21 protein-coding genes are annotated in these 20729 nt (G+C 66.7%); 3 read left to right on the forward strand and 18 right to left on the reverse strand.

Translation table 11 applies throughout. The annotated features are described in order from the left end of the window. Positions 1–3: 3 nt before the first annotated feature. The 12 genes from FCE95_RS05720 to rlmE all read right to left on the reverse strand — a co-directional run bounded on the left by FCE95_RS05720 (position 4) and on the right by rlmE (position 13600). Positions 4–2940 carry a bifunctional diguanylate cyclase/phosphodiesterase gene (locus tag FCE95_RS05720; protein WP_137265980.1) on the reverse strand — a complete coding sequence of 979 codons (2937 nt, stop codon included), beginning with the start codon at positions 2938–2940 and terminating at the stop codon, positions 4–6. A 203-nt stretch (positions 2941–3143) separates the two neighbouring features. Next, a complete protein-coding gene (locus tag FCE95_RS05725; RefSeq protein WP_137265981.1) occupies positions 3144–4436 on the reverse strand; it encodes an adenylosuccinate synthase in 1293 nt (430 codons plus the stop codon). Between the two features lie 258 nt (positions 4437–4694). After that, positions 4695–4880 carry a DUF2065 domain-containing protein gene (locus FCE95_RS05730; RefSeq protein ID WP_137265982.1) on the reverse strand — a complete coding sequence of 62 codons (186 nt, stop codon included), beginning with the start codon at positions 4878–4880 and terminating at the stop codon, positions 4695–4697. A gap of 3 nt (positions 4881–4883) precedes the next feature. Next, the gene (gene hflC / locus FCE95_RS05735) at positions 4884–5747 is read right to left on the reverse strand and encodes a protease modulator HflC (RefSeq protein WP_137265983.1); all 864 of its coding nucleotides are present in this window, start codon (positions 5745–5747) and stop codon (positions 4884–4886) included. Further along, on the reverse strand, positions 5744–6862 hold the full coding sequence (gene hflK / locus FCE95_RS05740) for an FtsH protease activity modulator HflK (protein WP_137265984.1): 1119 nt from the start codon (positions 6860–6862) through the stop codon (positions 5744–5746). Before hflK ends, hflC begins: the two co-directional genes overlap by 4 nt. Before the next feature lie 98 nt (positions 6863–6960). Continuing rightward, positions 6961–8262 carry a ribosome rescue GTPase HflX gene (hflX, locus tag FCE95_RS05745; RefSeq protein WP_137266470.1) on the reverse strand — a complete coding sequence of 434 codons (1302 nt, stop codon included), beginning with the start codon at positions 8260–8262 and terminating at the stop codon, positions 6961–6963. Between the two features lie 45 nt (positions 8263–8307). Next, positions 8308–8592, reverse strand: coding sequence for an RNA chaperone Hfq (gene hfq, locus FCE95_RS05750; RefSeq protein ID WP_137265985.1), 285 nt, complete (start codon positions 8590–8592; stop codon positions 8308–8310). Positions 8593–8727: 135 nt separating this feature from the next. Continuing rightward, entirely contained in the window at positions 8728–9690 is a 963-nt protein-coding gene (gene miaA / locus FCE95_RS05755) for a tRNA (adenosine(37)-N6)-dimethylallyltransferase MiaA (protein ID WP_137265986.1), read from the reverse strand. Positions 9691–9836: 146 nt separating this feature from the next. After that, the gene (folP, locus tag FCE95_RS05760; RefSeq protein ID WP_137266471.1) at positions 9837–10742 is read right to left on the reverse strand and encodes a dihydropteroate synthase; all 906 of its coding nucleotides are present in this window, start codon (positions 10740–10742) and stop codon (positions 9837–9839) included. A 48-nt stretch (positions 10743–10790) separates the two neighbouring features. Further along, positions 10791–10955, reverse strand: coding sequence for a hypothetical protein (locus FCE95_RS17045; RefSeq protein WP_189644643.1), 165 nt, complete (start codon positions 10953–10955; stop codon positions 10791–10793). 86 nt (positions 10956–11041) lie between these two features. Further along, positions 11042–12946, reverse strand: coding sequence for an ATP-dependent zinc metalloprotease FtsH (ftsH, locus tag FCE95_RS05765; protein WP_137265987.1), 1905 nt, complete (start codon positions 12944–12946; stop codon positions 11042–11044). Between the two features lie 24 nt (positions 12947–12970). After that, entirely contained in the window at positions 12971–13600 is a 630-nt protein-coding gene (rlmE, locus tag FCE95_RS05770; RefSeq protein WP_137265988.1) for a 23S rRNA (uridine(2552)-2'-O)-methyltransferase RlmE, read from the reverse strand. A 67-nt stretch (positions 13601–13667) separates the two neighbouring features. Between rlmE and yhbY the strand changes: the two genes are divergently transcribed. Next, positions 13668–13970, forward strand: a complete 303-nt coding sequence (yhbY, locus tag FCE95_RS05775) for a ribosome assembly RNA-binding protein YhbY (protein WP_137265989.1) — start codon at positions 13668–13670, stop codon at positions 13968–13970. 131 nt (positions 13971–14101) lie between these two features. Then, positions 14102–14473 carry an Mth938-like domain-containing protein gene (locus tag FCE95_RS05780; RefSeq protein WP_137265990.1) on the forward strand — a complete coding sequence of 124 codons (372 nt, stop codon included), beginning with the start codon at positions 14102–14104 and terminating at the stop codon, positions 14471–14473. A 35-nt stretch (positions 14474–14508) separates the two neighbouring features. Here FCE95_RS05780 and FCE95_RS05785 read toward each other — a convergent pair whose 3' ends face one another. The 6 genes from FCE95_RS05785 to surE form a co-directional block, all read right to left on the reverse strand. Then, positions 14509–15327 carry a TlpA family protein disulfide reductase gene (locus tag FCE95_RS05785; RefSeq protein WP_137265991.1) on the reverse strand — a complete coding sequence of 273 codons (819 nt, stop codon included), beginning with the start codon at positions 15325–15327 and terminating at the stop codon, positions 14509–14511. Positions 15328–15574: 247 nt separating this feature from the next. Further along, a complete protein-coding gene (locus tag FCE95_RS05790; protein WP_137265992.1) occupies positions 15575–16870 on the reverse strand; it encodes a hypothetical protein in 1296 nt (431 codons plus the stop codon). 100 nt (positions 16871–16970) lie between these two features. Continuing rightward, entirely contained in the window at positions 16971–17720 is a 750-nt protein-coding gene (locus FCE95_RS05795) for a peptidoglycan DD-metalloendopeptidase family protein (protein ID WP_137265993.1), read from the reverse strand. Then, positions 17717–18331 carry a YqaA family protein gene (locus tag FCE95_RS05800; protein WP_137265994.1) on the reverse strand — a complete coding sequence of 205 codons (615 nt, stop codon included), beginning with the start codon at positions 18329–18331 and terminating at the stop codon, positions 17717–17719. Before FCE95_RS05800 ends, FCE95_RS05795 begins: the two co-directional genes overlap by 4 nt. Before the next feature lie 100 nt (positions 18332–18431). Then, positions 18432–19112: a protein-L-isoaspartate(D-aspartate) O-methyltransferase gene (locus FCE95_RS05805; RefSeq protein ID WP_137265995.1), complete on the reverse strand. Its 681-nt coding sequence runs from the start codon at positions 19110–19112 to the stop codon at positions 18432–18434. Beyond that, on the reverse strand, positions 19109–19900 hold the full coding sequence (gene surE, locus FCE95_RS05810; RefSeq protein WP_137265996.1) for a 5'/3'-nucleotidase SurE: 792 nt from the start codon (positions 19898–19900) through the stop codon (positions 19109–19111). Before surE ends, FCE95_RS05805 begins: the two co-directional genes overlap by 4 nt. A 174-nt stretch (positions 19901–20074) precedes the next feature. Between surE and FCE95_RS05815 the strand changes: the two genes are divergently transcribed. Continuing rightward, the gene (locus tag FCE95_RS05815) at positions 20075–20611 is read left to right on the forward strand and encodes a Smr/MutS family protein (protein WP_137265997.1); all 537 of its coding nucleotides are present in this window, start codon (positions 20075–20077) and stop codon (positions 20609–20611) included. Positions 20612–20729 lie beyond the last annotated feature (118 nt).

Consider the following 20729-nt stretch of genomic DNA (forward strand, 5'->3'; position numbering starts at 1 on the left):
CCGTCACCAGGCGCGCAGCAAATCGGCGAGCGGCCCGGGAGCGCCGAAGTAATAGCCCTGCGCCTGGTCGCAACCGTGCTTGCGCAGCCAATCCAGTTGTTCGGCCGATTCCACGCCTTCGGCGATGATCTTCAGGCCCAGGCCGTGGCCCAACTCGATCAATGCCCGGCAAATCGCGGCGTTGCGCTCCTCGCTATCCACTCCGGCGACGAAGGTGCGGTCGACTTTCAGGAAATCCAGCGGCAGGTCCTTCAAATAGGCCATGCTCGAGAAACCCGTGCCGAAATCGTCGATCGATATGCAAACGCCTTGCTCGCGCAATTCGTTCATCGTGGTCCGCGCCGATTCCGGGCTGCGCAGCACGGCGCTTTCCGTCAGTTCGATCTGCAGCGCGCCGCGCGGCAGCGCGTGCGTTTCGCGCAGCGCGCGCAGGGATTGCGGCAGCGTTTCCGAGAGGAACTGCACCGCCGACACGTTGACCGCGATCGCCACCTCGCCGCGTCCTCGCTCCGCCAGCAGGCCATGGCAGCGCGCGGCTTCGGCCAGCGCCCATTCGCCGAGGGGCACGATCAATCCCGATTCCTCGCACAGCGGAATGAATTGCGACGGCGGCACGTAGCCTGCGTTGTCCGGCGACCAGCGGATGAGCGCTTCCAACGAAACGATCCGGCCGTCGCCGATATCGCGGATCGGCTGGAAATGCAGTTCGAACTCGCCGCGCTCAAGGGCCAGCCGCAAGCGCGCGGCCAGGGCCAGGCGCTCGGCGGCGCGGGCCGCCATCGCCGCATCGAAGCGCACGCTCGGTACGCCCTCCCGCCGCGCCTGCAGCGCCGCCAATGCGGCGTTGCCGATGGTTTGTTCGGCATCGTCGCCTTCCCGCGGCCCCACGGCGATGCCGATCCAAGCTTCGATCGGATGCAAATCGCCTTCGCCTCGCACCGGCGTCGACGTTTCCATCGCCAGGCGGGCCAGGAGCGCGTCCCGCCGCCCGGGATCCGTCGCGGCGATCACGAAAGTTTCCGCGGGCAAGTAGGCGGCCAAGCCGAATTCCTGGCCCACGTCCCCGAAGCGTTCGGCGGCCGCGCGCAGGATGGCTTCGCTCGCCGAACGGCCCAAAGTCGGCGCGACCAACTCCAGATCGCGCAGCCTCACGTAAGCGATGGCGTAAGCGGGCCCCGTCGCAGGCCGCGGCAACGCGTCGAGCTGGGCGACCAGCGCCTGCAGGTTGAGCAGGCCCGTGGTGGCATCATGGGTCGCGCGCCAGGCCAGATCGCGTTCGTACGCGACCCGTTCGCTGACGTCCTCGGCCAGCACCAGCCTCGCGGAGCGGCCGGCGAATTCGATGCCGCTGCTGTGGATGCGCACGAAAAGCCGCCGCCCGTCGCGGGTCAGATGGATCCAGACGCGGCCGTCGTGCTCGTACGGTTTCACGTCCTGCATCGATGCGCGCACCGATTCCACGTCTTCGTCGGGGCGGATATCGAGGATGCTCATCGTCAGGAATTGCGCGCGGGTGTAGCCGTAGGTCTGGACCGCGGCTTCGTTGACCGCGAGAAATCGCAACGTTTCCACGTCGAACACCCAGAACGGCAACGGATTGCGTTCGAACAGTTCGCGGAACTGCGTTTCGGCCCGTTGAATCCGCGCCAGCGCCTCACGCCGCTCGGTGATGTCGACGATGGTGCCGGTCATGCGCTCCTGATTGCGCCCGTCCGTGGCCAACGCGCCGCGCGCGCTGATCCAGCGTATGCGGTCGCCCGGCAGCACGATCCGGTATTCGGACGCGAACGGTTGCCGCAATTGACGCGCCTGCGCGAACTCCTGCTCCACGCGCGGGCGGTCTTCCGGGTGCATGCGTTCGAAAAAGCGTTCGATGGGTATCGTTCCTCCGCCGGGAGCGAAACCGAACAGGGCAGCGGCTTGTTCCGATGCGCGCACATGGCCTTCGTCGGCCTCGATCCGCCAGACGCCGCTGCGCGCGGCCAGTTGCGCCTGGCGCAGCCAGTCGGCCTGCGCGCCGATTTCTTCGAGCATGGCTTCGCGGGTCGCCTCCGCTCCCGCCATGCGCCTGACCAGGAACCATAGACCCAACCAATACAGCGCGATCAGCGCCGTAGCGGTGGTCGCATAGACGATCCACGGCGCCAGCGCTTCGCGCATACCGATGCCGACGGCCACCAATACGGGGTAGCCGCTGTTAGCGCTGAAACTGGTCAGGCGCTGCACGCCGTCGAGTTCGCTCACGATATGCCGGGTGAGCGTGCCGCCGCTCACATCGGGCAACGGCACGCGCCGGCCGACGTAGACGCGGGCGACGCTGCTGCGCGCGAGCACCACGCCGCGGCGGTCGAGCACGACCACGCTGCCCTCGCGGCCGATGTCGAGACCGTCGATCATCCGCTGGAATTCCGAAGTACGCAGGCGCGCCACCAGCCAATTGCCGCTGTCGGTGCGAAGAGCGATCGGCACTGTCCATCCCTCGTGCAATCCGCGTCGCAGCGGACCGAAGATCAGCGGTTGCCGCGTCCGCGGCGCACCGGCGATCCAAAGGGGCAATTCGGGATCGGAGTCGCCCACGCTGAGGGCTTTGCCGGCCGGATCGAACAGCACGACCGACTCCAATTCCGGGTGGCGGAATACCACACCGGCGACGGTATCGGACAACAGCGCCGCAGCTTGACCGGGCGTGGTACGGAAATAAGTTTCGCCGTCGGCGGCGATGCCCGTCAGAGCGCGCTCGAGGTTGCGCAATTCGTATCCGAGCAGCCGGTCGGTGCCGGTCGCCAAGGTCGTGCTTTGGCGCCGGGCGGCGTCCAACCGCGCGCTGCGGTCGTACAGGATCGCAACCAGCAAGCCGGCGGTGAGCGCCAGGCCCAGGGCCAATCCCACGACTCGCACGGTACGCGCGGAGCCTAGCGGCACGCGGCCATCCTCGCCCATTGATCAGAATCCTTCCGTCGGCGCTGGAAGATAACCAAGGGACGAAAACTGCAGTGCGACCGCGTATAGGAAATGTGATGCCGGCTGGGTTTTGCGGGTACTCCAGCGGCGAAGACCGCAACGCGAGGCGATGCGGTCGCGTGACCGGCGTTTCATCGCCGCAACGTTTCAGGCGACCGCCCGCGTGCGGCGCCCGGCCGGCGTTAGGCGAAAGGATCCTGAAGCACGATGTTCGCGTCGCGATCCGGGCCTGTCGATACGATCGCCAGCGGACAACCCGCCAATTCTTCCAGCGCGCGCAGATAGGCGCGCGCTGCAGGCGGCAGTTCGTCCCAGTTCGTGATGCCGTGCGTGTTCTCGGACCAGCCCGGGAATTCCAGGTAAACCGGTTCGCATTCGGCCCAACCTTGCGCGTCGAGCGGTGCGTATTCGGTTTCCTTGCCGCGGTAGCGGTAGGCGATGCACATCTTCAGCTTGTCCATGCCGTCGAGCACGTCGAGCTTGGTGATGCACAGGCCGGTGATGCCGTTGATGGCTACCGCGCGCTTCAGCGCGACGATGTCGATCCAGCCGCAGCGACGCGGACGGCCGGTGGTGGCGCCGTATTCCTGGCCCTTGTCGCGCAGCGCCTGGCCGACTTCATTGTCCAGCTCAGTCGGGAACGGGCCGCCGCCGACGCGGGTCGCGTAAGCCTTGGCGATGCCCAGCACGTAGTCGATGGCATCCGCGCCCACGCCGGTGCCGGCCAACGCGCCGCCGACCGTGGTGTTGCTGCTGGTGACGTAGGGATAAGTGCCGTGGTCGATGTCCAGCAGCGAGCCCTGCGCGCCTTCGAACAGCACCTTTTTGCCCTGCTTGCGCAGGTCGTGAAGGATGCCGGCGACGTCGGACTTCATCGGCTCGACGTATTCGCCGAACGCCAGCGCTTCGTCGTAGATCTGCTGGAAATCGACCGGATCGGTGTTGAGGTATTTGGTCAACACAAAGTTGTGGTAATCCAGCGCCGTGCGCAGCAATTCGCCGAGCTGGTCAGGGTAATGCAGGTCGGCGACGCGAATGCCGCGGCGCGCGACTTTGTCTTCGTAGGCCGGACCGATGCCGCGGCCGGTGGTGCCGATGGCCTTGCCGCCGGCGGCCTTTTCGCGGGCCTGATCCAGGGCGATGTGGTAAGGCATGATCAGCGGCGTGGCCGGGCTGATCTTCAGGCGGCTGCGCACTTCGACGCCGTTGGCTTCCAGTTCGTCGATTTCCTTGCGCAGCGCGGCGGGACTCAGCACCACGCCGTTGCCGATCAGGCACAGCGCGTCGTCGCGCAGGATGCCGGACGGAATCAGGTGCAGCACCGTCTTCTTGCCGCCGATCACCAGCGTATGGCCGGCGTTGTGGCCGCCCTGGAAGCGCACCACGGCGCCGATCTCCTTGGTCAGCAGGTCGACGATCTTGCCCTTGCCCTCGTCGCCCCACTGAGCGCCCAACACCACTACCGACTGACCCACGGCCATCTCCTTCAAACACGGAAAAAGCCGGAGGGAAGACCCCGTCCGGCTTTTGTGCATTATCCGGGTTTTCGGGGTCGAAGGCCACCCTGTTAACCCTCTCCCCTTGCGGGAGAGGGACAGGCGCGGAGGGAGCGCCAGGGAGAGGGTCGGCTTTGGCGGATTGCCTCAAGCGAAGATCAAAAGCACGCTCGCTGTGCTTCGCGCCCCTCTCCTGCCCTTCGGGCATCCTCCCCCGCGAGGGGGGAGGAAAAAGCATTAATGCCGGACCAGATAAAGTGAGATCAGTCCCACGATCAGCACGATCCCGCCGATCGCCCGCAATTGCCGATCCGGCATCGCCAGCAATTGCGATATCGCCCGCTTCCACGCTCCGGGCGCCGCGAACAGCCACAGACCTTCGAGCACCGCGACCAAGCACAGTGCGCACAGCAGATCCCGCACGGCTCAGCGGTCGTCGCGCAGGTATTGCAGGAACGGGTCGTTCTTGTCGAGCACGATCACCGCATTGCCGTCGGCGAAGGAGCGACGGTACGCGTCCAGGCTGCGCTGGAAGGCGAAGAACGCCGGATCCTTGTTGGCCGCCTCGCTGAAGATGCGGGCCGCTTCGGCGTCGCCCTCGCCGCGCAGCTTCTGCGCGTCGCGATCGGCCTCGGCGTCGATCACGTTCTTGTCGCGATCGGCATTGCCGCGCACCGTGCGGGCTTGTTCTTCGCCCTCGGCGCGCAAACGGCTGGCCACCTGCTGGCGCTCGGCGCGCATGCGGTTGTAGACCTGGCCGATCACTTCGCTGTCGGTGGGCAGGTCGATCTGCTTGAAGCGGATGTCCACGATGTGGATGCCCAGCGATTCGGCCGCCTTGTTGATCGCCGGCAGCTGCTTGGCGATGAAGGCGTTGCGGTCGCCCGACACCAGCTGGGTCAGGGTGAGCGCGTTGATCTCGTTGCGCAGCGAGTTCTTGACGATGGGCTCCAACCGATCGGTGGTGACCTTCTCGTCGCCGCCGGTGGCGCGGTAGAAGGCGCGCACGTCGGCGATGTAGCCGATGGCGACGAAATCGACGCTGACGTCCTTGCGCTCGGACGTCAGCGAGCGTTCGGGCGAGAAGGCGTTGGCGCTGAAACGCTTGTCGAAGATGCGCGCGCTTTCGACCAGCGGCACCTTGAAATGCAGGCCGGGACCGATATCGGTGCGCGATACGCGGCCCAGATTCAGGACCAGGGCGACTTGTCCTTCGCGGACTACGAACACCGAGCCGAGCAACCCCAGCAGGACGACGGCGAGGAGTGCGGCGATCAGACCGGGCTTCATCGGGTGGCTCCGTCACGGGTGGGGCGCGGTTCGCGTTCGGGCCGCGGCTCGGTGGACATCGGGATCGCGTTGACGGTCGGCGCGATGGTCTCGGGCGGCAACAGCGGCGGATTGGAGGTCGAGCCCGTCGCGCCGGACATCGGCACGTAGATCAGTTGGCGACCGTCGCCGCCGATGACTTTGCGGTTGTCGGCCAGCACCTGTTGCACGGTATCCAGCCACAAGCGCTTGCGGGTGACTTCGGGCGATTTTTTGTATTCGTCGACCAGCAACGAGAAGCGGGTCGCATCGCCCGTGGCGCGGGCGATCACCGCGGTCTTGTAGCCTTCGGCCACGCTGCGGGTGCGCGCCGCTTCGCCGCGCGCTTCGGGCACGATCTTGGCGGCATAGGCGCGCGCTTCGTTGACCAGGCGCTCGTTGGTCTGCTGGGCGCTGTTCACTTCGTCGAAGGCCGGCTTCACTTCTTCCGGCGGACGCGCGTCCTGCAGGTTCAATTCGGTGACCACCAAACCGGTGCGGTAGGCGTCCAAAGACACTTGCAGCGCTTTTTCCGCGGCGCTGGACAGCGGGCCGCGTGCGTTGAGCGCCGTATCCAATGTGGAGCGGCCGATCTGCTCGCGGACGGTGCTGAGCGCCGTTTGCTCCAGCACTTCCTCGGCGTCGCGCGTGCCGAACAGGAACTGGCGCGGATCGCCGACCCGGTACTGCACGTTGAAGGAGACGGTGACGATGTTCTCGTCGCGGGTCAGCACCGGCACGGTGTTGCTGTAGGTGCGCACGCCGGTGGCGTTGACCTTGATCACCCGCTCCAGCGGCCAGGGCAGCTTGAAGTTGGGGCCGGGCTGCATGGTGCGGGCGTACTGGCCGAAGCGCAGCACCACGCCGCGCTGCTGTTCGGCGATCAGGGTGAAGGTGGTGAAGGCCAGCCACAGCAGCACCAGGATGCCGATCCAGCGCATCGCGCCGCCGCCGCCCATGCCGCCGAACAGGCCGCGCAGCGCGTCGCCGACCGCGTCCAGCGGATTGCCGCCGCGGCCGCCGCCAGGCCGACCGCCCTGCCCCTGTCCGTTGCCGTTTTTTCCAGAACCGCCGCTACCGGGAATATTCCAGGCCATGCCTGCTCCACATCCGAAAGGTATACGCCCACCGTCCCGGCCAGGGCGCGAAATCGCTGGGCGCCGATCTTAAACGACCGGACGCGCACGACCCGATTCTACAAGGTGGGGTTGGCCCCCTCGCCGGGCAAGAGCCCTCGCAGGGCTTCGCCGCCCTCGCCCGCGGCCAACCGCGCCGCGTCGCTGGCGGCCAGGTCCACGCTCAGCCGCCAGCCGTCCTCGTCGTGGCTCTCGGCGCGCACCGCATCCAAGTCGTGCAGGCGCGAACGCAGCCGGGCGGCATGGTTGGGCAACAGGACCTCGCCGACGACGCGGCGCAGATCCAGCGCTTCGCCCAGCGCTTGGCGCAACAGATCCAGGCCCAGGCCGTTTTGCGCGGAAAGCCAGACGCGGGCGCGCCCTTCGTTCGGTTTTTCGTAGCGCGCCTCGGCGCCTTCGACCCGATCGATCTTGTTGTAGACCAGCACCTGCGGCAGATCGCCGGCGCCGATCTCGGCCAGCACCGCATCCACTTGCGCCACGCGTTCGTTGCGCAGCGGATCGGCGGCGTCGATCACGTGCAGCAGCAGATCGGCCTCGCGCGCTTCGGACAAGGTCGAACGGAACGCGGCGACCAGTTCGTGCGGCAAGTCGCGCACGAAACCGACCGTGTCGGCCAACAGCACGGCGCCGCCGGGCAAAGCGAGACGGCGCACGGTGGGGTCGAGCGTGGCGAACAACTGGTCGGCGGCGTAGGCCTCGGCGCCGGTCAGCGCATTGAACAGGGTCGATTTGCCGGCGTTGGTGTAGCCGACCAGCGCCACCCGCGGCACTTCGCTGCGCACTCGCGCGCGGCGCATCTGGGTGTGCTGCACCTCGACTTTTTCCAGCCGCTTCTGCAACTGGTCGACGCGCTTCTGCAGCAGCCGGCGGTCGGTTTCCAACTGGGTTTCGCCGGGGCCGCGCATGCCGATCGCGCTGCGTTGGCGTTCCAAGTGGGTCCAGCCGCGAACCAGGCGCGTGGCCATGTGCTTCAGCTGCGCCAGTTCTACCTGCAGTTTGCCTTCGTGGCTGCGGGCGCGCTGGGCGAAGATGTCCAGGATCAGGCCGGTGCGGTCGACCACGCGCCGCTCCAGCGCCTTTTCCAGGTTGCGTTCCTGGACCGGCGTCAGGGCATGGTTGACCAGGACCAAGTCGGCGCCGGTGGCGTCGGCCGCGGCTTTGACTTCTTCCAGCTTGCCGCTGCCGATCAGGGTCGCCGGATTGGGTTTGTCGATCCGGGCGGTCAGCAGCGTGGCGATGCTGGCGCCGGCCGAGCGCGCCAGATCGGCGAATTCCTCCATCGCCCCATCCGCCGGCGGGCCGCCGGCGTGAGGCTGGATCAGCAGCGCGTGCTCGCCTTTGCGGCCGCGATCGAACATGTCCTTCATCGGCGGCATTGTCGCATCCGCCGGGTGAATGCGCGGCTATTCGTGCTCGTCGGCGCCTACGTCGCCCTCGCCGTTCTCGCCCGACGGCTGCACATAGCCGCCTCCCGGGCCGACCCGCACGTTGCGCGCCGGTACCACGGTGGAAATGGCGTGCTTGTAGACCATCTGGCTGACGGTATTGCGCAGCAGGACGACGAATTGGTCGAACGATTCGATGGTGCCTTGCAGCTTGATGCCGTTGACCAGGTAGATCGAGACCGGCACGCGCTCGCGGCGCAACGCATTCAGGAACGGATCCTGCAGAGACTGCCCCTTCGACATTTTTGCGTATCCCCAACTTGGTTTTTGTTTTAGTCGTCCGGCCCCGAAGGACCGCATCGCCCGACCCGCTCCCCGCGGCGGCGACAGCCCGATGTTAGCGCAGACGGCCGCCGGAGACAGCGGCTTGGCTCGCATTCAGGGCCGCGAACGGGCCAAGAAGAGGTCCGGGGCGGCTTTCAAAGCTTCGCGATCGCGTTCCGGATCGAACCATCGCAAGTCCGGCTGGCCGCGCAGCCAGGTCAGCTGACGCTTGGCCAGCTGGCGGGTGGCGAAGATCGCCCGGTCGCGGAAAGCGGCCGCATCGGTCTCGCCGGACAGGTGTTCCCAGGCCTGGCGATAGCCGACGGCGCGCAGGGACGGCAGGTCCAGCGGCCGCGGGTGGTCTCGCAGTTCGGGAATCGCGCGCAGGCGGCGCACCTCGTCCAGGAAACCGGCGCTGAGCATGGCGTCGAAGCGGCGTTCGATGCGGCGGTGGAGTTCGGCGCGGTCGTCCGGCGCGATCGCCAGCTTCAGCACGCGCAGCGGCAGTGGGGCCGGTTTGTCCTCGCGCTGCCAGGCGCTGATCGGGCGGCCGCTGATCCGGTAGACCTCCAGCGCGCGCTGGATCCGCTGCGGGTCGGTGGCGTGGATGCGGGCCGCGGCTTCGGGGTCGATGCCGGCCAGTTGCGCGTGCAGCGCCGGCCAGCCGCGCTGCGCGGCTTCGGCTTCGATTTCGGCGCGGACGTCGGCATCGGCCTCGGGCATCGGCGACAGGCCGCGCAACAAAGCTTGGAAGTACAAGCCGGTGCCGCCGGCCAGGATCGGCAATCTGCCGCGCGCCGCGATGCCCTCGACGGCGGCGCGCGCATCGTTCGCGAATTCGGCGGCGGAATAGGGCTGCCAGGGTTCGCGCAGGTCGATCAAGTGATGCGGAACGCGTGCGAGCTCTTCGGCGGTCGGCTTGGCGGCGCCGATGTCCAGGCCGCGGTAGACGAGCGCGGAATCGACGCTGACGATTTCGCCGCCGTATTTTTCCGCCCACGCCAGCGCCAACGCGGTCTTGCCGGAGGCGGTGGGGCCCATGAGGGCGATGGCGGGCGGGCGGGTGTCGGCGGGCATCGGAGTCGTAAGGGCCTGGACTTTCTTATCCGTCATCCCGGCGAAAGCCGGGATCCATTTTGATCTTGATTCGGCTTTGAAGTCGTAGAGAACGGCGTAAGCAACAGCAAAATGGATCCCAGCTTTCGCTGGGATGACGGCGTGGGTCAATCGTCGTCCGGCCAGCGAATCGACGGCGCCGACGACGCCGAGGCTTTGCGCGGCATCGGCACCGCGGCCACCGCATTCCATACCTTCAATGCGTCGATCGTGGCGGCGACATCGTGCACGCGCAACAGCATGGCGCCGCGCTGCGCGGCGATCAGCGCAGCGGCGACCGAGCCGAAGACGCGATCGCGCGGCGCTTCGCGGCCGGTCAGGTCGCCGATCGTGCGCTTGCGCGAAAGGCCGGCCAGCACCGGCACGCCGAGCTCGCCGAAACGCTCCAGTTGCGCCAGCAATGCGAGATTGTGCTCGCGCGTCTTGCCGAAGCCGAAGCCCGGGTCGACCACGATGTTCTTCTTGGCGATGCCGGCCATTTCCGCGGCGAATATCCGCTCGGCCAGGAACCGATGCACGTCGGCGACCACGTCGTCGTAGCGCGGGTCGTCCTGCATCGAACGCGGCTCGCCCAGCATGTGCATCAGCACCACCGGCACGCCCAGCGATGCGGCGGCATCCAGCGCGCCTTCGCGGCGCAGGCCGTACACGTCGTTGATCATGCCCGCGCCCGCCGCGACCGCGGCGCGCATCACTTCTGGCTTGGAGGTGTCGACGCCGATCGGCAGCGAAGTTTCTTTCGCGAGCCGTTCGATCACCGGCACGACGCGTGCGATTTCTTCGTCCGTGGAAACTTCATCGGCGCCGGGCCGGGTCGATTCGCCGCCGATGTCGAGCGCATCGGCGCCCTCCTCGGCCAGCTTCAGGCCGTGCGCGATGGCGGCGTCGACCGTGGCGTGTTCGCCGCCGTCGGAAAACGAATCGGGCGTGACGTTGACGATGCCGACCACGCGCGGGCGGTCGAGCTTGAGCGGGCGGCCGGCGCAATCGAGCTGGGGCGTGGTGTCGAACATGGAAGGGCCCGGCATGGAGTGCGTCTATTCTGTCACCAAGCCGTGGCGCTATCCGCCGTTTCTGCGCACCGACAACGCCATCATCATCCCGCCCAAACCCGCACCCAAGCCGATGCCGACGGCCAGATTGCCCAAGGCCGCGCCGAGTGCGACGCCGGCACCGATGCACAGCGCCAACCAAGCGCCGCCGTTGTTTTTCTTGCGCCTATCCATTCGCGTCTCCCCAGCCGGATAAAACAAAGGACGGCCGAAGCCGTCCTTTGTGACGCGGAATGGCGCCCGCCGAGGCGGGATCCGGATCAAGTCTGCGCCGCGGGCCCACCGATCGGCGGCAACGGCGGACGCACGTCGTTCTTGTCCCGGTTGCCGTTCTTGCCCCAGCCCATCGGCGGCGGCGGATCGCGGCCTTCCATGATGGCGTCGATCTGCGGCACGTCGATGGTTTCGTACTCCAGCAACAGCTTGGCCATCACGTGCAGCTTGTCCAGGTTCTCGGTGAGGATCGCCTTGGTGCGGTTGTAGGCTTTGTCCAGGATACTGCGCACGACCTCGTCGATCTTGCGCGCGGTGTCGTCGGACACGCTCTTGTGCTGGGTGACGGAACGGCCCAGGAACACTTCGTCGTCCTCTTCGCCGTAGGCGATCGGGCCCAACTCGTCCGACAGGCCCCATTTGGTGACCATGTTGCGCGCCATCTTGGTCGCGCGCTCGATGTCGTTGGACGCGCCGGTGGTGACCTTGTCGTTGCCGAAGATCAGTTCTTCGGCGACGCGGCCGCCGTACAGCGAGCACAGTTGCGATTCGATGGCGGTGCGGTTGTAGCTGTACTTGTCGCCCTCGGGCAAGTACATGGTCACGCCCAGCGCGCGGCCGCGCGGGATGATGGTGACCTTGTAGACCGGGTCGTGCTCGGGAACGATGCGGCCGACGATGGCGTGGCCCGCCTCGTGGTAGGCGGTGAGCGTCTTTTCCTGCTCGCTCATCGCCATCGAGCGGCGCTCGGTGCCCATCAGGATCTTGTCGCGCGCCTTGTCGAAGTGTTCCATGCGCACGTCTTTCGCATTCTCGCGGGCGGCGAACAACGCGGCCTCGTTCACGAGATTGGCGAGGTCGGCGCCGCTGAAGCCCGGCGTGCCGCGCGCGACGACCATCGCGTCGACGTCGTCGGCCAGCGGCACTTTGCGCATATGCACTTTCAGGATCTGCTCGCGGCCCTTCACGTCGGGTAGGCCGACCACGACCTGGCGGTCGAAGCGGCCCGGACGCAGCAACGCCGGGTCGAGCACGTCGGGGCGGTTGGTCGCGGCGATCACGATCACGCCCTCGCCGCCTTCGAAGCCGTCCATCTCCACCAGCAATTGGTTGAGGGTCTGCTCGCGCTCGTCGTGGCCGCCGCCCAGGCCGGCGCCGCGATGGCGGCCGACCGCGTCGATCTCGTCGATGAAGATGATGCAAGGCGCATGCTTCTTGGCCTGCTCGAACATGTCGCGCACGCGGCTCGCGCCGACGCCGACGAACATTTCGACGAAGTCGGAACCGGAAATCGAGAAGAACGGCACTTTCGCTTCGCCGGCGATGGCTTTGGCCAGCAGCGTCTTGCCGGTGCCGGGCGAGCCGACCATCAGCACGCCGCGCGGGATGCGGCCGCCGAGCTTCTGGAACTTGGTGGGGTCGCGCAGGAATTCGACCAGCTCGGCCACTTCTTCCTTGGCCTCGTCGCAGCCGGCGACGTCGGCGAAGGTCACCTTCACCTGGTCCTCGCCCTGCAGCTTCGCGCGCGAGCGGCCGAAGGACATCGCGCCCTTGCTGCCGCCCTGCTGCATCTGCCGCATCACGAACACCCAGAAGCCGATGATCAGCAGGATCGGCAGGAAGTTGATCAGGATGGTCCACAGCGAGATGCCGCTTTCCGGCGGCGCCTGCTTGATCTCGACCTTGTGGTTGATCAAGTCGTCGACCAAATGCTCGTCGCGGCGCGGCGCATTGGTGATGCCCTTGTCGCCGTTCTTGCGCTCGAACTTGATGGTGCGCTCGTCGCTGGAGATGTCGACCGTCTTGATCTTGTCGGCCCGCACGTCCTCGACGAACTGCGAGTACACCACTTCGCCGCCGGCCGTGGCGGTCGGCGCGAAGCTGCGGAACACCACCATCAGCACGACGGCGACGACGACCCACAGCAAGAGATTCTTCACAAGATCGTTCATTCAACTCTCCGGCGCCCGAGCGCCCTACTTCATCTGCGCATGCTTGCCCTGCGCCAGGGCATACACTTCCGGGGAGCGCTTGCGCGACGCCGCCGGTTTGCGAATCGACACTTTGGCATAACGCCGCCGCAGTTGCCGCACGTATTCGTCGAAACCCACGCCCTGGAACAGCTTGATCAGGAACGCGCCGCCGGGCCGAAGGTGGTTATCGGCGAATTCCATCGCCAATTCAGCCAGGTGCATCGCCCGCGGCAGATCGACCGAATCGACACCGCTCTTATTGGGGGCCATATCGGACAGGACAAGGTCGACCGGCTGCCCCTGCAGCGTCGTCTCCAAGGCCGATAAGACGCTATCGTCCCTGAAATCGCCATGAAGGAACTCGACTCCGGCCAGCGGAGGCATCTCCAGGATGTCCAAGGCGACCACGCGGCCGCGGTCGCCCAGGGCCTGCCGGACCCATTGCGACCACCCGCCCGGGGCCGCGCCCAGATCCACCACCACCATGCCCGGCTTGAGCAACTGGTCGCGTTCGACCAATTCCTCGAGTTTGTAGGCCGCGCGCGAGCGCATCCCTTCCGCCTGCGCCTTTTTGACGTAGGGATCGGAAAAATGCTCCTGGAGCCAACGGTGGCTGCTCTTGCTGCGCGCCATGGGAAATCAACGGGTTAGGACCTCCATGATACCCTGTGCGCCGTCTCCCGCCCTGTTCCGATCCTCGATGAGCACCGTTTTGACCGCCAGCCAGAACCGTTTCCTCCGTGGCCAAGCGCACGGCCTCAAGGCGATGCTCCAAGTCGGCGGCAAAGGCATCACCGACGCGCTGGTGGCCGAAGTGGACGGCGCGCTGGAGCACCACGAGCTGATCAAGGTGAAAATCGGCGGCGATGACCGCGACGAGCGCGCGGCCATGATCGACGAACTGGCCGGCCGCACCGGCGCGGCGCTGGTGCAGAAGATCGGGCATGTGGCGATCCTGTATCGGCCGTCGAAGGACCATCGGCAGATCGTCCTGCCGCGCTGAGCGTCACGACCTCGGTGCCGCGGCGGAAGCGGGCTTTTGTAGGAGCGGCTTCGGCCGCGAGCTCTTTCCTGCAGATCCGGCGACCTGAAGCTGAAGCTCGCGGCTGAAGCCGCTACTACAAACGCAAAGCCATGCAGCTGAACCTGGAACGGCCCGATTACGAATACAGCCTGCGCGGCGCCGACGGAGCCTCCGCCCTGGTGAACGACCGCAAGCTGACGCGCAGCTTTATAGTAGCGCCCGACAAACTGATCGAAGACTGGTCCGTGCGCGACGTGAACGCGCTGGCGCCGGCCGATTTGGAACCGCTGTTCGCGCTGAATCCGGAACTGATCGTGCTCGGCGCCGGCGCCGTGCAAGCCTTCCCGTCGCCGGAAACGATGGCCGCCTGCTTGAGCCGCGGCATCGGCCTGGAATCGATGACCAACGCCGCGGCGGCGCGCACGTTCAATGTGTTGGCCGCGGAAGGCCGGCGGGTGGTCGCCGGCTTCATCCTCTCCTGAAACAGCGGCCCTATCGCGGCGACCCAAATCCGAGTTCACAACAGCGATTCGACCCACCGATCGAGCGCGGCAACTGCGGAGGCCGTGTCGTCTTCCCGTTGCAGCAAAGTGGTCTTCATCTTCGCGACGATTTTTCGGTCGGGTCCGATCAACAGGATCGTAGGGTAGGTTCTCACGCCTGCTTGATGGATGTACGCCTCGCTATCCGCCAATACCGGCCACTCGAATCCGTGTTTTCCGACGAAAGCGCGGGCTTCTTTCGCCTCATCGAACGTCACAGCCAGAATACCCATCTCCGGATGCGCCTTCGCATACGCGTTCAGCGCCGGAACCTCGGCGATGCAAGGCACGCATTCGGAATAGTAGAAACTCACCAGCGTATGGCGCCCCGAAAACATGGCGTCGTCCAAAGCCTTGCCGTCCAAGGTCTTGGCGTTCTTCAAGGCCGGCAGCGGACTGCCGATCCGAATATCGCTTTTCGTCTCTTCGGCGACAGGTTTGCCCGGTTTATTCAACGACACGATGGCCTCTTTCGTTTTCGAGTTCTTGAACATGCCGAATGTTTTCCCGTTCGACGTCTGCTTCATGAACTCCTCGAAAGAAATGCCATTGCCCTCTTCGTCGCGGTAATCCACTTTCGGGTAGGCGCTCAGCGCCATCGCCTCCCTGAATTCCTGTTCAGCGTTCCCGCCTTCGCCGTCCGAAGAGACGGTATTGTTCGGCGCGCCGGTCGAGGCCGATGCGACCGGCGTAGAAGGGCTAGCGCCTTGCTTCGTTTCGCTTTCCGGAGTCTTGTCGCTTTGCGCACAGCCCAAAACCATCAGGGCCATGGGGAGCCAGATCGCTCGATTCATCGGGGTTATTCCTTTTTGGGGTTCGCGATGGGGCCGCCGCCACAGCCACTGCGCGATCGCAGCACCGTAACGACAACACGGACAACCCCCGATTCCGGCGCAAGCGCCAGCGATTCAAAGATACACAGGCGGTCCCAAACGTCGCAGGCATCTCAGCCGGCGATTCAGATTCTGTTGGCGATGCGGTTGGCGCGCCTCATCCCGGCGACCGAAATTCCGACGGCGCAGAGCGCCTCGCCCGCCAGGATCAGGGCCCTTTCAACACGTAATCCCCGGCGCGCTCGCCGGGCGCCAACGCCCATCCCGGTTTCAACGTGAGCTTCCAACCCGGGCCCTGCAGCGCCGTTCCGGCGTTGTCGGGCGCGGCCAGGATCACCGCCTTCCAATCGCTGCGCATCACCGCGCCATCCGCCACTTCCAGCGTGCCCCAATCGTCGGTGACGCGCATGGTGGGATAGACGGTGCCGACGCCGTCGAGCGGTTGCAGATTGCTCGGATTGAACTGCACGCTCATATGGACCAAGGCGAGCGTCAGCACCGGACCGTCGACGAAACGCGCGCGATTGCGCGCGAGCTGCGCTAAGCGTTTCTGCTCGCGCACCGTTTCCGTTGCGCGCAACGCGGCGCCGTCGTAGCGCGCGGCGGCCGCGGCCAGTACTGCTTCGCCGGCCGGAATTTCGATGCGGGCCGCATCGCGCAGACGCGTGCCGAGATCGGACGGCGCGCCCCCCAAGCGTTTGCGCCAGCCGGGCGCGAAGTCGTCCAGCAGCATGCCGTAGGCCGGGCCCGTCGCATACGCGAAAGAGCGCACGAAACTGGGGTCGCCGACATGCGCCTGCAGATCGTTCAGCGCCGTGCGCAACCGCGCCTGCGGCGTCGCGTTGCCGATCATCGCGCCGGTGTACTCGGCCAAGCCTTCGTTGATTTCCAGCGCGGCCTCGTCCACACGGGCCTCGGGAAAACGGCGGTAGCGTTCGGCGCGGAACGCCAGCGCATCGGCCGCCGCGGCGCGTTTGGCGGCGCGGCTATCCGCTTGCAGCGCCTTAGCCAAGGCTCGCCACTCCAATTGCAGGGTGTAGCGCCCTTCCAGCGTATCCAAGTGCGGGTTTTCGCCGCCTTTCGCGCTCGCGATCGGCAAGTCGGGCTGCAAGCGATGGAACAACTCGTGCGCGATCAGCGTGCCGCGTGCGTCGTCGTCCTCGGGCAAAGGCCACACCATTTGCGTCCAGCGCGTGCCGGACCATTCGGTGGCGGTGTTGGCCGCGTTCGCCTCCGCCGGCAGCTCGCCGACGAACACGCCGTCCTGCGCGCGCAGCGCGCCCTTGGCGTCGGCTTGCGATGCGACGATCCGGCGCGTGTTCGGATCCACCAGCATGATCGGCGCGCACAAAGAGGCGCCCCACAAGCGGCCGCCGTCGGTTTCGCACAGCGACTGGGCCTGCGCGAACACGGCGCGCGCGTCGGCGATCGGGATCGAGGATTCCTGCGCGAACGCCGGAGCGCACAGCAGGAACAGCGCCAGCCCATAGATTCGATGCTTCATCCCATTCCCCTCGATCGCCCTGGGCGATGCTGCCGGGTCGCCTCCCGCTATCGCAGTGCCATAGGTTGGCCCGCCGATGCGGCGCTAAGCCGAACGGTCGCTAGCGCTGCGGTAGGTAGGACAGCGGATCCAGCGGCTTGCCGTTGTAGCGGATCTCGAAGTGCAGCATGTCGCGCGCCGCGCCGCTGCGGCCCATTTCGGCGATCTGCTGGCCGGATTTCACGAGCTGGCCTTCGTTGACCAGGCGCGAGCGATTGTGGCCGTAAGCCGACAGCCACTGTTCGTTGTGCTTGACGATGATCAGCTCGCCGTAGCCGATCAGGCCCGAGCCGGAATACACCACCACGCCGTCGGCGGCGGCGCGCACGACCTGGCCGCCGGAACCGGCGATGTCGATGCCCTGTTTGGTCGGATCGCCGCCGACGTAGCGGCCGATCAGCTGGCCCTCGGTCGGCCAGCGCCAATCGATCGGGCTGGACGCGGGCGCAGTTACCACCGGCGGCGGCGGCGATGGCCGTGGCGGCGCGGTGCCCGAGCCCGGACGCGGCGGCGGCCGCGTGGCGACGAGCGCGGAACCGCGGCCGGGATACAGACGCAGCCGCTGGCCGGGATAGATCGTGTACGGCGGCGGGACCCCGTTCCACATCGCCAGATCCAGCGGGCTGATGCCGTTCTCGGTGGCGATGCGGTACAGCGTCTGCCCGCGCTGCACGACGGCGGTCGATCCGTACTTGGGCGCGGACACACGCACCGGACCGCGCGCGCCGCCTTCGCGCACCACGTGGCTGCTCGCGCAAGCGGCGAGCAGGCACAGCGAACCTAGGCAGATCAACGCGCGAATCGTCTTCATCCTGCGTTCGCCCTGTAGAGCAGATAGCCGAATGCGAGCACGAGCAGGATTAATGCTACCCATCCGACCGGCTCGATGTAACGGTGCAGCGCTTTTTCGGCCCGCTCGCCGCCCAGGCGGATCGCGCCGGCCAGCAGGTACACGCGCTTGCCGCGGCCGACGAACATGCTGGCCATGAACGGCAGCAGCGGCACGCCGACGATGCCTGCGGCCCAGGTGAAGAATTTCAACGGAATCGGCGCGAAACCGGCGATCACCAATATCCAGAACGCCTTCCACGGCGAATTCGCCGACACTTCGCGCAGGTAGCGCACTTGTTCGTCGATCTTGTCGATCCAGCCCAAGGACACCAACAGCGGCTTCACCAGCTCGTAAGCGAAATGGCCGAGCGCGTAACCGACCAAAGCGCCGGCCAGCGAACCTGCCAAGCTCAACGTCGCGAACCAGAAGCCGCGCTTGGGCTGGGCCAGGCACATCGGCGCCAGCATCACTTCCGGCATCACCGGGAAAATGATCGCTTCGACGAAACTCAAGCCGGTCAGCAGAGCGGGCGCGCGCGGATGGCGGGCCCAGACGAGTGCGCGTTGGTAGAGCGGGCCGAACAATTTCATCCGTCGACGGCCTCTGCCTTTGTGGGAGGGGCTTCGGCCCCGACAGATGGCGGTCGGGGCCGAAGCCCCTCCCACAAAAGCCCGGGCCCTGCCGCGACGCTCAATCGACCAGTCCCGACAACAAAGGCACGAACACCACCGGCGCCAGATCGGTCTGCTCGATGCTGCCGTCGTCCTGCTTGCGCAGCTTCAGCAGCGATTGCGAGGACGCGTTGCCGACCGGCGCCACCAGCGTGCCGCCCGGCCCCAGCTGGTCCTTCAGCGCATCCACCAATGCCGGCGCGCCGGCGGTAACCACGATCGCGTCGAACGGGCCTTCTTCCGGCCAGCCGATGCGGCCGTCGTCGTGCTTGCTGCGCACGTTCAAACCCAAGCTGCGGAAGCGTTTGCGCGCGGTGCGCAGCAATTCGCCGATCCGCTCGACGGTGTAGACCTCCATGCCCAGCGCGGCCAGGATCGTGGCCTGGTAGCCGGAACCGGTGCCTACTTCGAGCACTTTTTTCGGCGATGCGCCGTCGAGGATGGCCTCGGTCATCTTCGCCACCACCCACGGTTGCGAAATCGTTTGGCCGTGGCCGATGGGCAGTGCAGTGTCTTCGTAAGCGCGCGTGGCCAGGGCTTCGTCGACGTACAAATGCCGCGGCACGGTGCGGATCGCGTTCAGCACGCGCTCGTCGCGGATGCCGTTGCCGCGCAGGCGTTCGATCAGGCGATCGCGCACGCGCTGCGAGGTCATGCCCATGCCGATGGCTTCGGGCTGCAGGCGCAAGCGCGCGGTCATGCTTGCTGCCCTTGCTTCAATTCTTCGGCCAGGCTGCCGACCCAACGCGCGACGTGCTCCAGCGCCTGGTAGCGCGTCAGGTCGACGTGGATCGGCGTGATCGAGATATGGCCGGTGCGGATGGCGTGGAAATCGGTACCGGGGCCGGCGTCCTGCTCGCGGCCGGCCGGCCCGATCCAGAACAGGCTGCGGCCGCGCGGATCCTGCGCCGGCACGCAGGGCTCGGAACGATGGCGATTGCCCAGCCGCGTGACTTCGAAGCCGGCGACGTCGTCCCAGGCGCGATCGGGCACGTTGACGTTGAGGATGGTGTCGGCCGGCAGCGGATCGGCCTTCAGCCGCGCCACGATCTCCACCGCCGCGCGCGCCGCGGTTTCGTAATGCTTGGCCTGATGTTCGTGCGTCGCCAGCGATACGGCCACCGCGGGCAAGCCGAGGAAACGGCCTTCCATCGCCGCCGAAACGGTGCCCGAATAAATGACGTCGTCGCCCAGGTTCGCGGAATTGTTGATGCCGGAGACCACGATGTCGGGCTCCTCGTCCTCGCCGAACATGCCGGTCAGCGCCAAGTGCACGCAATCGGTGGGCGTGCCCGCGACGCGCCAAGTGCGTTCATCCAGCCGGATCACCCGCACCGGCATGTCCAAGGTGAGCGAATTGCTGGCGCCGGAACGGTCGCGATCGGGCGCGACCACCCTGACTTCGTGGCCGGCGGCGCGCAAGCCCTCGGCCAGAATGCGGATGCCGGGGGCGTCGACGCCGTCGTCGTTGCTGACAAGAACGCGCATGGAACTCCTCTGTAGGCGCCCATGATACCGAATGCGGATTGCAGCCATCTGCGACCGTAGCCCGGGTAAGCGCAGCGCACCCGGGACCACGCAGCGACTCGATCCCGGGTGCGCTGCGCTTAACCGGGCTACTTGGCTTGCTTCTGGCGGATCGAGCGCTAGATTGTCGTTGCGATGGGCAAAAACGACCGCGACCCGGACGATTCCGAACTGTTCCGCCAGGCGATCGGCCCGGTGCGGGAGCTGCCTGCGGCCGCGCCGCCGCCGCAGAAGCCCAAACCCAAGGCCCGCGCCGCGATGGCCGAACGCGACGAAACCGAGGCGCTGAGCGAATTCCGGCGGGCGATGGCCCGCGACGATCTGGAATCGGGCGATGCGCTGAGCTACCGCCGCGACGAAGTCCCGCCGCGCGTGCTGCAACGCCTGCGCCGCGGCCTGTACGCGGCGCAAGACGAGCTGGACCTGCACGACAGCGACGCCCAGGCCGCGGAAGGCCTGCTGCGCGAATTCCTGCTCCAGGCGCGGCATGCGGGTTTCGGCTGCGTCCGCGTCATCCACGGCAAAGGCCTGAACTCGGGCAGCGCGGTGCCGGTGCTGAAGAACCTGGTCGACCGCGTATTGCGCCAACGCGCCGATGTGCTGGCCTTCCATTCGGCGCCGCCTGCGCAGGGCGGCACAGGGGCGGTGCTGGTGCTGCTGGCGAAGCGCTGAGGCTTACCGAGCCTTGTAGAGTTACCGCTTTTCGTAGGAGCGGCTTTAGCCGCGAGCTTTTTTCCTCAATCCAGGCATAGCCGCGATTCACTGGAAAGAGCTCGCGGCTAAAGCCGCT

Origin of the sequence: Luteimonas gilva (genome assembly GCF_005239095.1) — a bacterium.
Taxonomy (GTDB): domain Bacteria; phylum Pseudomonadota; class Gammaproteobacteria; order Xanthomonadales; family Xanthomonadaceae; genus Luteimonas_C; species Luteimonas_C gilva.

Coding starts and splice junctions, on each gene's coding strand:
- FCE95_RS17045 (WP_189644643.1), bottom strand. CDS start 10,955: ATGGATAGGCGCAAGAAAAACAACGGCGGCGCTTGGTTGGCGCTGTGC.
- rlmE (WP_137265988.1), bottom strand. CDS start 13,600: ATGGCGCGCAGCAAGAGCAGCCACCGTTGGCTCCAGGAGCATTTTTCC.
- FCE95_RS05785 (WP_137265991.1), bottom strand. CDS start 15,327: ATGAATCGAGCGATCTGGCTCCCCATGGCCCTGATGGTTTTGGGCTGT.
- surE (WP_137265996.1), bottom strand. CDS start 19,900: ATGCGCGTTCTTGTCAGCAACGACGACGGCGTCGACGCCCCCGGCATC.
- FCE95_RS05815 (WP_137265997.1), top strand. CDS start 20,075: ATGGGCAAAAACGACCGCGACCCGGACGATTCCGAACTGTTCCGCCAG.
- hflK (WP_137265984.1), bottom strand. CDS start 6,862: ATGGCCTGGAATATTCCCGGTAGCGGCGGTTCTGGAAAAAACGGCAAC.
- yhbY (WP_137265989.1), top strand. CDS start 13,668: ATGAGCACCGTTTTGACCGCCAGCCAGAACCGTTTCCTCCGTGGCCAA.
- hflC (WP_137265983.1), bottom strand. CDS start 5,747: ATGAAGCCCGGTCTGATCGCCGCACTCCTCGCCGTCGTCCTGCTGGGG.
- folP (WP_137266471.1), bottom strand. CDS start 10,742: ATGTTCGACACCACGCCCCAGCTCGATTGCGCCGGCCGCCCGCTCAAG.
- FCE95_RS05720 (WP_137265980.1), bottom strand. CDS start 2,940: ATGGGCGAGGATGGCCGCGTGCCGCTAGGCTCCGCGCGTACCGTGCGA.
- FCE95_RS05800 (WP_137265994.1), bottom strand. CDS start 18,331: ATGAAATTGTTCGGCCCGCTCTACCAACGCGCACTCGTCTGGGCCCGC.
- FCE95_RS05790 (WP_137265992.1), bottom strand. CDS start 16,870: ATGAAGCATCGAATCTATGGGCTGGCGCTGTTCCTGCTGTGCGCTCCG.
- hflX (WP_137266470.1), bottom strand. CDS start 8,262: ATGTTCGATCGCGGCCGCAAAGGCGAGCACGCGCTGCTGATCCAGCCT.
- FCE95_RS05795 (WP_137265993.1), bottom strand. CDS start 17,720: ATGAAGACGATTCGCGCGTTGATCTGCCTAGGTTCGCTGTGCCTGCTC.
- miaA (WP_137265986.1), bottom strand. CDS start 9,690: ATGCCCGCCGACACCCGCCCGCCCGCCATCGCCCTCATGGGCCCCACC.
- ftsH (WP_137265987.1), bottom strand. CDS start 12,946: ATGAACGATCTTGTGAAGAATCTCTTGCTGTGGGTCGTCGTCGCCGTC.
- FCE95_RS05805 (WP_137265995.1), bottom strand. CDS start 19,112: ATGACCGCGCGCTTGCGCCTGCAGCCCGAAGCCATCGGCATGGGCATG.
- FCE95_RS05780 (WP_137265990.1), top strand. CDS start 14,102: ATGCAGCTGAACCTGGAACGGCCCGATTACGAATACAGCCTGCGCGGC.
- hfq (WP_137265985.1), bottom strand. CDS start 8,592: ATGTCGAAGGGGCAGTCTCTGCAGGATCCGTTCCTGAATGCGTTGCGC.